This window comes from Photobacterium kishitanii (genome assembly GCF_000613045.3).
Lineage (GTDB): Bacteria > Pseudomonadota > Gammaproteobacteria > Enterobacterales > Vibrionaceae > Photobacterium > Photobacterium kishitanii.
In genome coordinates this window covers 1,198,340-1,218,278 of sequence record NZ_LN794353.1, presented here as the reverse complement: position 1 = coordinate 1,218,278, position 19,939 = coordinate 1,198,340, and the positions used below count along the sequence as shown (strand labels likewise).

At 39.9% G+C, this 19,939-nt stretch carries 2 protein-coding genes; both read right to left on the bottom strand.

Translation table 11 applies throughout. The features are described 5' to 3' along the window. Nucleotides 1–123 precede the first annotated feature (123 nt). Nucleotides 124–18,636, bottom strand: coding sequence for an L-type lectin domain-containing protein (locus tag PPBDW_RS20540; protein ID WP_156312914.1), 18,513 nt, complete (start codon nt 18,634–18,636; stop codon nt 124–126). A gap of 226 nt (nt 18,637–18,862) precedes the next feature. Beyond that, complete coding sequence (locus PPBDW_RS20535; RefSeq protein ID WP_036792236.1) at nt 18,863–19,777, bottom strand: DUF6929 family protein; 915 nt, start codon at nt 19,775–19,777, stop codon at nt 18,863–18,865. Between the last annotated feature and the right edge of the window lie 162 nt (nt 19,778–19,939).

The window sequence follows — 19,939 nt, the reverse complement described above, 5'->3', positions numbered from 1 at the left end:
AATACAGCAATTATCACGCCAAAAAAAAAGCCCTTAGAAGCAGGTAATATTAATCACCTACTGTTAAGGACTTTCTTATATTTTTATTTTGCTTTTTATTTTGCTTTTTATTAAACGATTCGTTTATTTCACTATTACTCGATAGGTTACATAACCACTTTCACCTGGTGCTAACGTACCCCCTAATTGCCACTCTATACCGCCCTCATAACTCATGGCATTAGTACCGTCGGTCGTTATGATTGAGCAACTCACTATACTTGATGGCAATAATGTCTCTGGCGATGTGCAACCAATAACTTGAGATAAATAACTGTACTCTGGTACTGCATCATAAAGCTTAATCGTAGTAATTGGGCCTGAACCATTGTTGATAAAGTAAATTTTATATTCTAACTCGTCACCCGGTATCGCTTGATTACTGCGGCCTTCAGTACCATTGGTGGTAATATTCTTCACCGTTTTCTCTATTTCAAGTTCACCAGCCCCACTAAAGCTAACTTTAATCGTATCCACATCACTCACTCGGCGGGTTTCGCTGGTATTGGCAAAAGCTAAGTCGGCATTAAGTTGATAATTATACACCGCATGTAATGGCACATCTCCAGGAACTATCACTTTCACTAATATACACACTTGGGTATTGGTATCAGCATTAACCGCTGTTGGATTAGTCACAAAGCCATCTACACCAGCATCTAATTCACCATTACAATTAGCATCGAAATATAGCACCTCATTCCATGAGTAACCGGATGGTGACGCTTGTTGATCGCTAATACTAAAGCTAACATCACCACTGGTATCAACATCAAACTTATGGCTAAACAGCACTGCTAAACCCGGCTCTGTTTCCGTGTAGTTATCCGGCTCTAACGTTGGAACGGTTACTTTACCAAAATCAATATTCGTTAAGTAATCACCCGCTGTCGCCGTGACTAGCATCAAACTATCGGTCAGTGAGCTATTAATAACTTTACCGACTAAATTCAAGGCTGGATCTGTCACATCTGATTCAGAAATATCAACCCACGCAGCTTGTTTAACCACTTGCACTTCAATCGGCTCACCCGCCAACTCAACCGGTATGACTAAGGTATAGTTACCATCGCCTCCCGTCACGGTCGAAGTAATCACTTGATTGGTCACATAACCACTAATACCTGTGCCTTTATAAATAGCATTAACAACAAAGTTAGCGAGTCCTCGTTCATCACCTTCTTGCTTACCGTCATGCGCTGTGACCCCGCCTTTACCATTATCTTCAAATACCAACCCATTAAGCACAATTTGGTTGATCAAATTAAATTGGTAATCTTCCACTTCACCATTATCAACCAGCCCTGTTGCAGTATCACAAACATCAGCAGTATCACACAGGCGGAATCGAATAAAGGTATCGCCATTATAACCATTGGTATATGCCGCATTCAGGGTCACTGGGACATTATTCACCCCATTGGTAACGCTGTAATCATCAAGGACTAATTCACCAGGGTCAGTAAAGACGCCGTTATTATTTAAATCGACAAAGATATTCAATCGACCGCCGCTACCAGTAGTATCACTGATAGTAATCGGGATAACAGTTGCGGTTGAGACAATAATATCGGCAGGCATCGCAACACCTTCTTCATCATCCTCACCCGTGACATTATCGCCTGTGGCATCATCACTGAAGAAGTCATGAATATCTGGATCCCAACGCATACCTAGAATCAAATCAGGAGTACCACTGAGTGCTACATCACGATTACGGTGTCCTGCTTTACCGTAAGTTTCAGGGGCATCGCCACGATCAACACTGGCAATACAACCAGAGGCATCATGCTGTGATAAGAAGCCATCACCACTACCGACAACATAAGAAGCGTCATTGGTAAGCATGTTAATTCGGTATAAACCGACCTGATCAAATACATCATAACTACCATTACGATTCGTATCATGATCGCCACCATTAGTCAGAACATAAAGATGGTTCAAATCATCGGTTACTACTGAACCACTCCATAAGTTCGGTGCTTTCGCCCCATTGAAGTTGAGGTTCGTAACAGTAGCGGTATTCGTTACCGGATTTAATGCATACAACTTCGGCACTGTTGGCTCAGCTTCAACCATATTAAAGCCATAAGTAAAGCCATTACCGGAAATATCTGCCGCATAAATCAGACCATCAGTTTCTGATACAGCCCAATCAGCACTAATATGTAATGCGCCAGCACCAGTATCAATCATTACCGCAGGGGTAGGTTTCACTTCAAATGTCATCGCTGCCAGATCAATAACCAGATAACTGTCCCACTGACTATGAGTAATATAATACTCACTACCATCGCGAGATAAACTACCCGTATTAGGCCAACTAAATGAGCCACCAACTGTTATGGTATCACCAGCATTAACCGTTTGTGATGTAGAACCATTAATGTAATTAATCGTGTAAGTACCTTGCGAACGAATCACACCCAGAGGAATAAAGCTAGTACCTAAGGTATCAGTCGCTATCAATGCTAACTGTTGGTTACTGTCACGATAAGTCGCATACAAAATTCCAGTATCACGCTTAATAGCTAATGAATTCAATCCATTAATAGACAAACCAGTTTTAATATTCGAGAAAATAAAACTTAATGGCTGCACTGGAGTAACAGCAGTCAGGGTATAATTAGGATCGGTGACCGCTTTCGTTACATAGAGCTGATCACAAGTTGCTGTTGTAACCAAATCCGAGATAAAGATACGGTAATCTTCCACTTCACCATTTGGCGCCTCACCGACAGGGGTATTACATTCAGTGCCAGAACAAACACGTACCCGCATATAGGTATAACCCATGCTAGCACCCGGTGGTACCGTCACTGGATAGGTTAACCCCGTGTTCGCCGTCACCGCAGCGGCACTAACAATTTGCTCTCCAGCATCACTCCAATCACCATTACGATCCCAATCAATCCAAGCATAGACATTAACCGTGGTTAAATCAGACCCTGGATCCAACGTGGTCGAGATCGTGATATTTTCATTGGTTCCTGGTTTCATCGTCGTATTCAACGTGACACCATCTTCATCATTTGGAGTATTGGTTATATCATCTGCAGTAGCGGCAGTGTTTTGTAAGGTACCATCATCAGTATCCCACTCTGTACCTAAGGTAATATCAACTTGGTTATTTTCATCAAAATCATAACGTAAATGCGCAGCGCCATTATTATCTTTCTTGGTGTTGTAATTAGCATTACTAAAGCCAGTCGCTACATCAGGTGCGTCACCTAAATCATATTCACTAAAGCTAATAGTTTGCTCTAGGATACACACTTTCTGAAGATTCTTAGCTCCTCCCGTCGCGCCAGTAAAGCCGTAATAAACATTACTATCACCATTAAAATCAAGATTAATGAAATCACGGGTCAAGGTTTCTTTTAGCATGCCATCAAAGTAATAAGTGAATATGTTTGTAGTCGGATCCCAATCAAGAATAACTTCATGATATTGACCATCTTCGATATTACCTAAATCATGTGTTGTGGCCCCAATTCGAGTAAATGGTATTGAGGCTGGATCGTAAATAGCGGTGTGATCATTAGTAATATCAAGGTAACTCGCACCATTATAATAAGTATCAAAATCAATGGTTATTGCAGGATCTAACCCTTGAGAGCCTAATCCACCACCTAATTGACCTATCGCGTTATTACCAAGAGGAGAATTTTGTAAGGTAAAGGTAACCCCATCAGCACCAGCATCATTGCTACCAAGGTAAATACCAAAACGGACTCTAAATGCCGACGCTAAATCAAATTTGTCGGTAGTCCAGAACGCACCACGTTGACTATTTGCATCAGGAGTAATAATAATCTCATTGGTACTATTATCGACATAAGAATTAGCTCCCGTCACCATACGGAATTGAGAACCTAATGGTAGACAACTCAAATCTGTCAACGCGATCCGGTGATCTTCGACTTCGCCATCATCTGCTATTCCAGTAACCGTATTACAATCACTGCTATTCGTACAATAACGCGTTCGTGTCCAGAACGCAGTCCCAGTCATCGCACTTGAAGCTGAAATTGGTAAAATGTTATTACCCGCAGTTACCGCCATATCATTTATCGATTGCTCATCACTGTCGTTCCAGTCACCATCATTATTCCAGTCTATCCAAACAGAGACATAACCATCATGAGTCACATCTAATTCAATATTCGATCCCGTCATATTTAAACCAGTACTTTGAATCTGGTTATACAACTTAATCGTGGAACCGGTTTCATCATCGCCATTACCACCGCTACCAACAGCTAAATTATCACCATCTGCAATGGTATAATGACTTTCATCAACATCAACTGCCGAGCCAATATAATTACTACGCACATAGTGACTTGCCATTCCACCAGCAACATACGTCATTGGTGCATCACCATAATCTTTAGTTGATATGGCATGATCTTCTATCTCACCATCACCAGCAGAAAGATTAATATCCTCCTGAGCTAATATATCTTTTGTGATCCGTAACCGAACATACATCTCTCCAGAGCCGGTATCGTCAGCAACGGTAAAGTTGAGCGTTGCAGTACCATTGGCTGTCGCATTAGTATCATTACAAGGAGCCGATGCAAATTCACCTAAATCAGATAGATCACTATTAAGGTTAAAATCAACCCAACCATAGACTGTTGCGCCTAGGTCATTACTGCCATCATGATCATTACAGATAACCGTTAATGCTAACGTTCCAGATCCTCGAGAATAAGTAGGGATCGATGTAAAGGCGTCTTCATCACTAGGACTAACCCCTTTGACATCGTCATCGGTTGCATCACCATTATCATCACTACCATCACCGAACCCATCGCTATCAGCATCTCCAACAACAGTACCTAAATAGATATATGAACTTCCTGTCGCATGTCGAGGAGCACCATTCGCTTCAAGGGTCTTAAAGCCCATATTCTCAGGAGCATCACCATAATCATATTCAACTTCTAGATTAACTTGATAATCTTCGACTTCACCATCATCTGCCAATCCATGCGGGGTTGAACAATCGGTACTATCACGACAAATACGTACTCGTAAATAACTAATTCCAGTTAATACATCACTAGGAACAGCAAAAGAAAGGGTTTTATCGGTATTGTTATCTGCTGCTATTAATGACACTGAAGTTGCTGATTCTGTACTTACATCAAACACACCATTACGGTTAAAATCAATCCAACCATGTAATGTCGCATTAGCATCAGTATGTACACGGGTGATTAACTGAACAGGAACGCTTGGCTGAGCAGTAATAATTGTTGGAATTGTGACACCTTCTTCGTCATCTGCTGCAACATCGTCATCAGTTGCATTACCGTAATTATCAATACCATCAACAAAGCCATCCGCTTCTTCATCAGGAGCAACAGCACCAAGATAAACCACAGCCGTTGGCTCAACAATATGCATTGCGCCACTTATTTCACCCGCAACATTTACCCTATCGGTACCATAAGAATCAGGTGCATCACCTAAATCGCCCAATCCGATTGCCAGTAAGAAATCTTCGACTTCACCATCACTCGCGCCGCCCGCCCAATCACTATCACTTAATGCATCTGTCGTAATACGTAAACGGATATAAGTCATACCGTTAGTTAAACCAACAGCACCTAACCCGGTCCAAGTTAAAGTCGCTTGGTCTTGGTTTGTTCCATTAGCAATAACAATTGATTGTGTTTCTGTTGCATCAAAAGCTCCATCTTGATTAAAATCGATCCACGCCGATAATGTTGCAGGATGACCCGTATTATTCGTCACTTCAACTATCGTGCTGTAATCAATAGCATCGAGTGGAATTGGTCTTAGGATATTAATACCATCTTCATCATCAGGACTGGTATTACTATCATCACTGCGCGCAAGTTTATCAGGAACAGCATTGACTTCAGTATCACCAACTTGATCACCTAAATAAAGGTTTGTTGATACCACATGATAAGCACCTTGATTTGCACTTGAAGTATTGTAGCTATCAGGCGCATCACCATAATCTACATCACCAACAACAATACGGTGATCTTCAACTTCACCATTAGTTGCCATACCAAGAGAACGCGGATCTTCATCGCTACCTGTCGCACTATCATCTAATACATCAGAAGTAATACGAGCACGTAAGTAGTAAGTATCGCCATTGGTTAATGTTGGTAGAGTTGTCCATGGTAATGTTTGAGGTTGGTTAGTTGTATTACCCGTAACAGTAATAACCCCGCTATCAACAAGTTCATCCTTATCAAAGCTGCCATTACTATCCCAATCAATCCATACATAAAGATAGGCATCATTACCCGTTGTATTCGTTACGGATCCGGTCACGCTGTAATTAATATTAGTGACTAATAATGGTGATATTGCGATACCGTCTTCATCATTTGTACCAGTTGCGTTATCACCAGACGCTGGAATATTAGCTGCTGTTCCGCTTTCACTATCAGCGCTCAATGCACCTAAATACAAATCAACGTCAGGAGAATGATAAGGACCGGAATCTAACGGGTCTAAATTAAATAATGTTCGGTAATTACCAAGGCCAATACCTGAACCTGTATCTGGCGCATCACCAAAGTCAAGATTCGGTGCTGTAATTGTTATGACGTGATCTTCGACTTCACCGCCTTCAGCAAACCCACTTGGAGAATTACAATTATTTTCTGATTCACATACTCGAATACGTAAGTAGCTAGCCCCTGTCACTCCTAGATAAGGAACTAAGGTCGCAATATTATTTGAGCCTACATTCACCGCTTGATCTTGAATGATATGTTCACCCGAGGTAATAAACTCACCATCGATATCGGCATCAACCCATACATTAAGGAAGCCATTACTACCACTAACAACATAATCGATATCAGTTGATGCTAATGCCACAATCGACGCTGGAACAACAATATCTTCATCATCAGTGGTGCCATCAGTATCATCACCATCAGCAGCTACATTCGGAATACCATCGCTTTCAGCATCACGCTCTGTACCTAACATCATGTTACTAATATAACCATTGGTACCAGTCACTACATGACGAGCACCAACACTGGCATCTAAGGTTAAATAGGTATCTGGCGCATCACCATAATCATAAGTACACCCACCAGCACCAATACGCTCAACCGTAATATCAGTGACGTTGTAATCATTATTCCCAGGTAGTTGATGATGCATTAATAAGGTCAATTCCATATTATTGCTTGGTGCAACTCCCTGAACAAACACTTGTTGTGGGGCTTCATGACCCCCCGTCATCGTCGTACTAGCAACAGTTCCAATTGATACATTATCAAGGAAAATTTCAAAGTAATCATTTACATTACTGCCTAACTGCCCAACCCATACATTGACTTTAATGATATCACCCGCGCGTGTTTCAATTCGGCGTTTTAAGGTAACATCCCAATTCGCATCAGCAACGACATAAAAACCGCGATTTCGCATTATTGCAGAATTTACAGTATAAGGATCATTTGAGACTAAGCCGTTGATTAACCAACCATCATTATTGAAGTCACGGAAATTATGTGACATGAAGGTTTCACTGTTACATCCACTAGACGTCAATGATGATGGTGACACAGTAATAACGTGATCTTCTACTTCACCGAGTGAGGCATAACCACCAGGCATCGTTTCATCAATCGCATCAGTGCTTGGCATAATACGAGCGCGAACATAATAATCACCTGCAGTAATATTTAACCCAGTCCATGTAAAATCAGCATGAGTGTAACTTCCACTATGAGGAATACCATCATAAATTTTCCCCTCATTAGGATCAAAAGTACCGCTGCGATCCCAATCCACCCACACGACTATTTTTGCAGTCTTGCCAGTGCCTATTACACTACGTCCTAGTGCCTGTAAGGTATATTCACTATCTCCGACGAATAGTGGAGGCAGTTGTAAGCCGTCTTCATCATCATTTCCGTTATTATCGTCACTATTAGCACCGATACTTGGTATTGGTGATTCAATATCAGGGTATTGGACATTGGCTTTTTGGCCCATAAACAGATTATTGGTTTGCACATGATATGGACCACCACTTGCAAATGAAGTCATGTAAGAATCAGGAGCATCACCACCATCATAAAGACCTGATGCCACACCAACAATAAGATAATCTTCGACCTCACCATCACTAGCAGCGCCTAATTCGCTGGCTGTTGTTAATGAATCAGTTGAAATTCTAAAACGAGCGTAATAATTATTCGCTGCAAGATTACCGCCTAACGTAAAGGTGAATGGGTAATCTTTTGCGATTGTATTAGGTGGTACAACTTGCGTCATTCCCTCTGATACTTCAAATTGACCATTACGATTAAAATCAAACCACGCCACTAAATTAGCAGCTGTTGATGTATTATTAGTTGCATTAACAGTCACGCTATAAGTATTTTCACCACTGAATGCTGGCGTAAGTGTCACCCCATCATCCATATCACCATCTGCTGCAACCGTAGCATAGGCATCAGTTTCTAAGGTTGGCGCTAAGCCTATATACACATCCCCATTATTGAGATGATTAGGACCATTAAATTGATTAGCTGTGGTGTAGTTTCCTTGGCTCGTATTTAAATCAACATCAGGAGCATCACCAAAATCAACTTCAATTACAGAACAAAGAGAATTAACTTTACTTGGATCATTTAACCAGTTATTACGAGCATTAAATGCAGACGCGTCTTCATAATAATCATAAGCAAAATTAGCAACCTCTTGATATACCGCCGCATTATAATTCCAATAGTTCGGCGTGAAGAAGAATTGACGCTCTCCAGAACCGATATAAGGACCAACATCAGCTTTAGGGAAGTCATATCCTCCCGTTGAGGTTGGGTTATAAGGAATTAACCATGCCATCGCTTCAATATCATTACACGAACCACTAACATCAGGTGTGGTATATAAGATGCTTCGATGATCAATACCTTTTACTGTGGATAATGAATTTGTCGTATCAACAGGTGATATTTGAGCAAGTGCGCCTGCCGAAGTTGATGGATGGAAAGTTGGTAAATATCTACCGCGAGCATAATCAGCAAAAGCTGTAGCAGAAGCCCCTGGGAAGCCCATCTGTTGAAGAATATAAGCATTGAGTCGCTCAGGTGAATCTGTGAATATTCCCCCCTCTGCAATAGTCAGTAATATTCCACCTTGGTCACGGTAAGCGATTAATGCATCAAGTTCAGCGCGGCTATCATTACTGGTACTATTGGTTCTATCATGCTGATACATTACCATTTGGTAATCTGTCAAAGTAAAGTCAGTAGTAATATCGTCTGTTGGTACTAATTGCTCATAAGTAACATTACCGATACCGTATTTATTTTCAAATACGCCAATAACATCATAATTACTACTATTACCTTCAATCCGATACTCAAACGACCCAGCATTCTGTTGAATAAGTAGATGGAAGGTTATTTTATGACTAATATCTTCAACTTCACCGTTTGTTGCGCCGCCTAATGAACGCTCATCGACATTCGTTGCTGGTAAATCAGGTTGAGTCACATTTAAATCATCAGTGGTTAATCTTAAACGAATATATGTTTGACCAACAGTACCTCCTGTTAATCCACTCCAAGCAAGATTAACCGTTCCACTATTAGGTACTGCAACAGAAGTAAATTCAGCGGCTTCAAATACACCATCCCGATCATAATCAATCCACCCATATAATGTTGCAGCACTACCTAAATTATTATTTACAATAACGTCGATATCCCAATTCGACATCGATGGTGATAACACTTTAGTAAGTGTTATATCTTCATCATTAGTATCGGTTAGATCATCAGCATCTGCATTTATTGATGGTTGACCATTTATATCAACATCAGGATCAGTTGCGCCAATAAATAATCCGGCAGAAAGGGTATGTTTCGCTCCGTTATCAACATCATAAGTACCATAACTAGCGGGCGCATCACCATAATCAACGGAAGGTGCCGATTCTCCACTTAACACAACAGGTAATACTTGTATAAGATGATCTTCAACTTCACCATCACCACCGTAACCGACAAATCCACTACTCGTTAACGCAACATCACCTAACCGAATCCGTATTGGATAATGACCCGTGATTAATGCCGTTAAGCCCGTCCAGGTTAAGGTTTTTGAAGTAGCCGTTGCTGCCACTGTATCTGAATAATGTTCAGCTGCTTCAAAACTGCCATTTAGATTCCAATCTACCCACGCATTTAAATAAATAGGCCCTAAACTATTATTTGTTACTGCTATTGTGGTGCTGTAATCAGTTGCGCCTGCAACACTATCACTAATAGTCGCATCTTCATCATCACCATTCACATCATCACCATTTGCTACTGATGTCGCTTGGCTTAATGTTTCAGCATCTGTTGCTTGTACGCCTATTTTTATTTGTGTACTGCTGTAGTGCCACGGCCCACCCAAGGCATCTGAAGTAGAATAGCTATCAGGTAAATCACCTTTATCAGCATTATTCGTTACTTGTACCCAATGATCCTCGACTTCACCTGATGATACAGCACCATAACTACGAGGGTCTTCGTTTGCACCTGTCACACTGTCAGTTAACAACTCATGAGTAAGCCGAACCCGCATGTAAACATCAGTGTTGTTGCTCCGTCCAGACATACTGGTCCACTGTAATAACTCGGTACTCCCCGCGCTACCAGCTGCAATTGTGATCACATCATTCGCGCTAAACTCATCACGATCAAAACGACCATTACGATCAAAATCAATCCAAGCGTACAGGTAGGCATTCACACTACTACTATTGGTAACGGTTACCGTTGCATTAAATTCGGTTTGCGTCGTTGATAATGGTCCATAGACCAGCCCATCTTCATCACTATTGCCGTTATTATCATCGACAAATGCAAATGGAAGCGGCGTTACGGCACCTGATTCAAAGTCAGTGGCTACCGTACCCATAAATAAATCAGAAGATATAATATGACGCGGGCCATCATCACTTAAAGTAGTGCGATAATTATCCGATCCGACATTTGCGCCTGTATCCGGTGCATCACCGTAATCAACATCCCCCACTAAGATAATATAATCTTCTACTTCACCATCAGTTGCGACACCATACCAATCATCCGCCGTTAATTGATCGTGGCTTAAACGAATACGTAATGCCATAGAGCCTCGAGATAAACTCGAGAGGTTATTCCATGTTAATATCACATCTTTATTCGCACTATTATACTGAATATTATCCGTATTAAATGCACTATTACCACTACTATCATAGTCAATAAAATCAACAACTTCATTAGCGTTAAAGGCACCATCTTGATTGGTATCTAACCATGCAATTAAAGTAGCATCAACGCCTGATGTTGTTGAATTACGCACAGCAATAGTGGTATTAAACGAGGTTGTGCTAGTCGATAAAATTGGCAATATTTGAGTAATACCATTTTCATCATCACTACCATTAGTATCATCACCAGCGGCATTATCACTCGCATAACCATCAGCTTCAGCATCAATAGTATTAGTACCAATATAGAGTGTTGATTTATTTATTAAGCCGTGAGCTGGACCTTGAGATGCCGTTGTTGTTTGATAGCTATCTGGTGCATCACCAAAATCATAGTCACCAATATAAATGCTATGATCCTCAACTTCACCATCCGATGCGCCGCCAAATGAACGGGTATCTTCTAACGTTTGATTCGTTTGGCTATTGGTTAAGGTATCGGTGGTTAAACGGAATCGGGCAACGGTATTGCCAGTACCAATACCGGTAAAACTAGTCCAGGTTAAATCAATATTTTGGGCGGTAGTACCAGCAGGGACAACAACACTTGTCGCTTCATCACCATCAAAATGACCATTCTTATCCCAATCAATCCACCCGTATAAGGTCGCACTTTGAGTACCCGTATTCGTGACATTCACTTTCGTGGTATAGCTAGTCGGCACCGGACTGTTATCTAACGACGCAAGTTGAACCCCATCTTCATCTGCACTCGCAGTATTATCATCACCATCAGCCTTAGCAGCCCCGACAGAGTTATTAGCATCAGCTTCACCATCCGGCATACCGATCCCCATAAATAAGGTATTGGATAATCCATGATAAGGACCACCATCTGCTAACGTTGTGCGATAATTACTGGTTGAATTAGCATTGGCACCGCTGTCAGCGGCATCACCAAAATCAAAGTCGCCGATATACACCATGTAATCTTCGACTTCACCCGTGATAGCACCGCCCATCCAATCATCGGCAGTTAAAGGCTGATTCGCAATACGAATACGCAATGCCATGCCACCTTGGGTTAATCCACTAATGCCATTCCACACTAATGTTTTAGCATTTGCATCCGTTGTGAAATTACTATTGTTAGGCACGTTATTGATAACAAATGGATTACCATCGATGGTATCAACCACCTCAGTTGCGCTAAATTGGCCATCTTGGTTGGTATCTAGCCAAGCGACTAAAGTTGCATCACTGCCTGTTGAATTTTTATATTTCAGATCAACGCTATAGCTCGTTGCACTCGCTGCCACTAAGGCTAACGGTTGCACTAACCCTTGTTCATCATCCGTTGTGGTACTATTGTCATCACCACTGGCATCAGCCGTTGGATAGCCATCGGTATCACCTTCATTGACAGAGGTATTACCCAAGAAAAGTGTATTGTATTTACCAAGCCCATGGAATGGACCATTACTACTGCTCAAGGTTTGATAACTGTCTGGTGCATCACCGAGATCTTGATTACCAATGTAAAGACTATGATCCTCAACTTCACCATCCGATGCGCCGCCAAATGAACGAGTATCTTCTAACGTTTGATTCGTTTGACTATTGGTTAAGGTATCGGTGGTTAAACGGAATCGGGCAACGGTATCGCCAGCACCAATACCGGTAAAACTAGTCCAAGTTAAGTCAATATCTTGGGCTGTAGTGCCAGCAGGTACAACAACACTTGTCGCTTCATCACCATCGAAATGACCATTCTTATCCCAATCAATCCACCCGTATAAAGTCGCACTTTGAGTACCCGTATTCGTGACATTCACTTTCGTGGTATAGCTAGTCGGCACCGGACTGTTATCTAACGGCGCAAGTTGAACCCCATCTTCATCTGCACTCGCAGTATTATCATCACCATCAGCTTTAGCTGCCCCAACAGAATTATTAGCATCAGCTTCACCATCAGGCATACTCGCCCCCATAAACAAGGTGCTTGATAATCCATGGTAAGGGCCACCATCGGCTAATGTTGTTCGATGATTACTGGTTGAATTCGCATTGGCACCGCTGTCAGCGGCATCACCAAAATCAAAGTCGCCGATATACACCATGTAATCTTCGACTTCACCCGTGATAGCGCCGCCCATCCAATCATCGGCAGTTAAAGGCTGATTCGCAATACGAATACGTAATGCCATGCCACCTTGAGTTAATCCACTAATGCCATTCCACATTAATGTTTTAGCATTTGCATCCGTTGTGAAATTACTATTATTAGGCACGTTATTGATAGCAAATGGATTACCATCGATGGTATCAACCACCTCAGTTGCACTAAATTGACCATCTTGATTGGTATCTAACCAAGCGATTAAAGTTGCATCACTGCCTGTTGAGTTTTTATATTTTAGATCAACGCTATAGCTCGTTGCACTCGCTGACACTAAGGCTAATGGCTGCACTAACCCTTGTTCATCATCTGTTGTGGTACTACTATCATCACCGCTTGCATCAGCCGTTGGATAGCCATCGGTATCGCCTTCATTGACAGAGGTATTACCCAAGAAAAGTGTGCTGTATTTACCAAGCCCATGGAATGGACCATTGTTACTGCTCAAGGTTTGATAACTGTCAGGTGCATCACCGAGATCTTGATTACCAATGTAAAGACTATGATCCTCAACTTCACCATCCGATACACCACCAAATGAACGGGTATCTTCTAACGTTTGGTTAGTTTGACTATTGGTTAAGGTATCGGTAGTTAAGCGGAATCTAGCAACGGTATCGCCAGCGCTGATGCCGGTAAAACTAGTCCAAGTTAAGTCAATATCTTGGGCTGTGGTGCCAGCAGGTACAACAACACTTGTCGCTTCATCACCATCAAAGTGGCCATTCTTATCCCAATCGATCCAACCATATAAAGTCGCACTTTGAGTGCCTGTATTCGTTACGTTTACTTTCGTGGTATAACTAGTCGGCGCCGGACTATTATCTAACGGCGCAAGTTGAACCCCATCTTCATCTGCACTTGCAGTATTATCATCACCATCAGCTTTAGCTGCCCCGACAGAATTATTAGCATCAGCTTCACCATCAGGCATACTCGCCCCCATAAACAAGGAGCTTGATAATCCATGATAAGGACCACCATCTGCTAGCGTTGTCCGATAATTACTGGTTGAATTCGCATTGGCTCCACTATCAGCAGCATCACCAAAATCAAAATTACCGACATACACAGTATAATCTTCAACTTCACCACCATCAGCAAAGCCAAACCAATCGTTGGCCGTTAAACTGGTATTAGCAATTCGAACACGTAACACCATATTGCCGATGTTTAATCCTGTCAGATTATTCCAAGTTAAAGTTATTTTATCGGTTTTATTATTACTGCCTGATGGATAATTATCAGAGCTAAAAGAGGCATTTAAAAATGGCGTATTGTTAGCGGCAACATGTAATTCATCAACAACTTCACTCGCACTAAATTCACCATCTTGATTTTTATCTAACCAAGCAATTAATGTCGCCGTTGAACCAGATTGGTTATAGGCAGAAAGATCAATACTAAATGAGGTTGCACTTAATGGTAAAATTGGAATCGGTTGATCTATACCCGTTTCATCATCACTGCCTGTTATATCATCACTATTACTCTGTATGCTCGGCACCGTCGTTACATCATGATCAATCGTTGAAGCACCAAGATATAAATTACTGACATAGGCATGACCCGGCCCATCACTTAGTATCAGAGTCTTATAACTATCAGGCGCATCACCTAAATCAATATTATTAGCAGTAAGATAATAATCTTCAACTTCACCATCAGGCGCTAATCCTAGCGATCGTTCATCAATAGTTGTCGTTGCTGTATCATCAGTTAGCACTTCAGTTGTTACACGTAGACGTACCCCATAAGTTCGATTATTGACAGTAGCGACATCATTTAGCCAACTCAAGGCATAAGTTTGTGTGCCACTGTTTGCCGGAATAAATTGCACACCATAAGGCTGTGTGACTGATTGTTGAATTAATTCATCAGGTTCAAAACTGCCATCTCTATCCCAATCAATCCATGCATATAAATAAGCATTTTTTCCTGAATTATTAGTGACGGAAACATTTGCTTGGTAACCTGCGCCATTCGACAATACTGGCAATATTTTAGAGAGTAACCCATCCTCATCATTAATATTATCGAGGTTATCGCCATCAGCATTAATCGATTGTAAAGAAGTTATATCAGCATCAGGAGCTTGCGTACCTAAATACAAACTCGATAATGCATCAATGCTATGATATGGACCATTATTGACAAAATCCGTTTGATAGTTATTTGCAGCAGTGGCACTGGAAGTATCAGGCAAATCACCAAAATCCCCACCACCTAATAAAACATTATAATCCTCGACTTCGCCATCACTCGCTACGCCATTGCTATCGGTAACAGAGAGAGGATCTGTTGATAAACGAAAGCGGAAAAAACTCTGCCCAGGAATTAAATAGCGTAATTGATCAACATTAAATGTATACGTATAAGTCCCATCTTGCCCTGTTGAAATCGTATCAACCTTTCCTTCAATCGCATCAAATACTCCATTTCTATTAGCATCAATCCAACCCACTAAATAAGCAGGATTACCCGTCATATTTTTAAGGTTTAATTCAACAGCATATGAAGTACTTCCTAATGGAATTGGCATGAGAATTGATGTCACACCATTTTCATCATCACTGCCACTAATATCATCGCCTAATGCATCAGAAGATGCTTGGGCATTAGTATCATTATCAATGGTTGAATCGCCAAGGTATAAATCGGTAGTGTTTTTAATTAAATGATAAGCCCCACCTAAAGACGGATCTATGCCATAACTATCTGGTGCATCACCTAAATCAATATCATTCATTAAAATTTGATGATCTTCAATTTCACCTAAGCCATCAGGGCCTAGAGAAGATACTTCAGTAATATTTGTTACAGCTCGATCAATTAAACGTAAACGTATAAATAAATAAGGCTGATTACTTGGAGAAATAGCATTCCATTCTAACTCGGTATTAACTTGAGTAACACCTGAAGGCACTGAAGCTATTTGCCCTTCTGAATCTTCAAACTGACCATTATTATTAAAATCAATCCAACCAATTAATGTTGCTGTAGCACCAGTATTATTGGTTGTGGGGATATAAAGTTTATAATCAGTCGATAAATTTTGAATGGGTATAAGATTCAACCCACTTTCATCATCTGTACTATCAAGATTATCTGCTGTTGCGGTGGCATCTTGCAATATACCTTGATCAGCATCTGGAGCAGTTGAACCAATATAAAGATCAGGATGCACAAATTGATATGGACCGCCATTACTATCAAGGGTTAAATAATCATCCGCCCCCGTTGATGCAGTGGTATCTGGCGCATCACCAAAATCAACATCACCTATCCTGATAAGATGATCTTCTACTTCTCCATCATAGGTTTTTCCACCTTGAGTGTTACATGCTTCACCACTACTACATAAACGAACGCGTAAATAACGATTACCTAGTTTTGCATTATTGGGGATCGTAATCGGATAACTATTATCGCCTTCGATTGCACTTATATCAGTAATGATTTTTTCAGTCGTATTGTTTAAAACACCATTACCATCAAAATCAATCCAAGCATGTATTTGACGTCCATTATCGAATTCTTGTTGAATATTGATCAATAAATTGAATGTCGAACCCACTAGATTGCCAAAAGCCGGAAAAATAACGCCATCTTCGTCATCGGTGCCATCGTTATCATCAGCATTTGCTAATATATTCTTCAGGCCACCATCACCATCCCATAATGTGCCTAAACGTAAATCGACACTTGAATTCTTATCTGAATCTTTTTCTGCATGGTAGGCATGATCTCCCGTTAATAACGCATCTCCCGTATCAGATAGCACAGCACTCACATTTGCAGCATAAATATTACTGAGTCCAGTATCATCAACAATATATAAGCTAACTTTTCGATTACCAGAAACCCCGCTGTTATCTTGAAAGTAAATTGAGCGCATTAATGCGCCAGTCGCTGCTGGTGTTGCATCATCTGTCGTGAAATTTATTTGTAATGCAGCCCCGTCACCATCTTTAGTTGGATCAACGGTACCAATTAAATTACCTTCAAAATAAACATTACCATTAACCGTATCGTGGCGTATTTGACCAACCCCGTCACCAGTGGAATTAATATAAACCCTTTCATTAGCCGAATCTTTATAGCTCGGAGTAATTTTAAGTTGACCGGTATTATAGTGGGTACTATCTATATCTGTTGATGTGGCATCATTACTAACATCCAGCTGAACAAGATCACCGGAAAAATACCCCGAAAAATCACCATGAATATCATGTAATTCTGGTGCTAGAGGATCTGGAACAATATAAGTTACTGTAAAATAACTATCAGTATAAGTACCTGTTGTATCTATAACTTGGAATGTCATTGGATAAATGCCTGGAGCTAAGCCAGTACCAACAGGACCAGGTGTAAAAGTAAATGTATTCGGCGTCGGCTCTGTTAATGCGCCATTAAAATCACCAAGGCTCAGTACCTCTATATTAGTTCCAGTAATAGTGAATGAATAATCGTCTCCTTTTTTAACCACAACTTCATCACTTGGATACCCAGTATAATCAGCTAACTCAGCAACCCCTTTAAGCTCCCACATAATATCAAAATGCGTTTTTGATTTAAGAACGCCGTTTTCATCATAATCTTCAACAACAATACCAGCACTGTACAAACCTGCTGTCATATTTCCTGAATTTGTCCATGTTAATAAACCTGAATTTTCATCAATAGACATACCAGGCGCATTGGCACTACTACCTCCACCTAATTCAGAATTATTAGCCATTCTAAATTTAATCGTATCGCCATCAGGATCTAAAGCAGGAATTAATTTCGTATAATTAACCAATGTTGAACCATCAGTATATTTTTGTGGGACTTGATATAAAATTGGCATGTCAATTAATGGAGAACGATTACCATTTTTTAATAAAATCGTTGATTGTATACTCCAACTACCATTAGCATTATTTAAAAGTGCCCCAATTCGAGCACCAGAATTATAATAGGGATTATAGGTTGTATTTAAATCTAAATTTTTGACGACATGTTCAAATATTTGTAACCGATAAGCCCCGTTCACAGTTTGATCAGTTATTTGTGTTGAACTGGTTTTTGTTAATCCCGGAGTCGTTAATGAACCTGCAGATTGACAACTAGCACCAACTCGACATGCAGTTTTCATCGTTATTGTGACATCATTTTTTATACCATCAGGATCCATAGCACTAGAAACCCAGGTCATAGCACCGCCACGCCAATGAGAAGCATGGGCTGATATAGAAAATAAAAGGCTAGCAAAAACAGCCAAACATAATACTAGATCTATCACTATTCGATGAAATTGATGTGTTATATTTTTTTTCAACATAATCAACCTACATATATATTTGAGACCACTGATTCACTAATTATTTATTAACACCAGCACACATTAATAAAAACATTCTCAGCTAAAAACAATAATGCCGTTATTTTTTAAACGTAAAATCAAATACTTTACTGGTGCCATCTCGATTCTGAGATAATAGTATTCCTTTTATCTCTTTATTATTATTAGACATTACAGCAATAGATTTTATTTTTTCTAATAATGGTTGTTTATCATACTTAATTTCTATTGCGTCATAATTCAATTTTATAGCTCTACTAGGTTTAATATATTCCAAATAAATCGAACCATAATAATTCCCTAAAATATCATTTTCACCATTGACGGTAGCTGTAACATATAAAGCATTTTCTTCTTCATCAATAGCAATAGAAGAAAGCTGAGCCTTAATTCCATTTTTAATTGGTAAGTCAACGGGATAAGCGTAAATATCATCTAGTGAAAGATGATTGTTTATTATGTAATTTTCAAATTTAGTTTTAGCAATTGAAAATAAAAAATCGTTATTATTGCTTGAATTTGTTATTAGATAAACATTATTTTCATCACTCACCATTCCAGATATATTAATATTTTTACCTGATGAAAGTTTCGTTTTAATCGCTAACTTTTTATATAAAAGAGATAATTCTCTATATAATTCTTGTTTCCCTTCTAGCGTATATACCATACCAGTATTTTTTCCGTTATATTCATTAAGAATGAATATGATATTATTTTTATTATTAAACTTTTGGATACTTATATCTTTAATTTCAAACCCATAAAAGTTATCTATTATTTCTTTACTGGCTTTAATTTCGACGTTTTCATTAAATGTATAAATAGTTGGTTTTACACCACCTATTGCAATAAATTCATTGTCATAGTTCGTTATTCCAAATAAAAAAGGAAGATTATGATGATTAATGCTTTTAGATATTCTCAACACGCAAGAATGAACCATATTAGGTATACAAAGGCTGACTATTAAAAAAAACCATACTTTAACCATCACTAGTTATCCCTCTATCCCTTAATAACTTTACATTAATTTCCATACTCCCATATCTATTAAGGTAATCAGCAAATTCCGTACCTAAAAAAAAACCATCAATAAGCAAGCTAAATTAATAACTTACTTAATAATGGTTTTATTTTTAGTAATATGCGAATA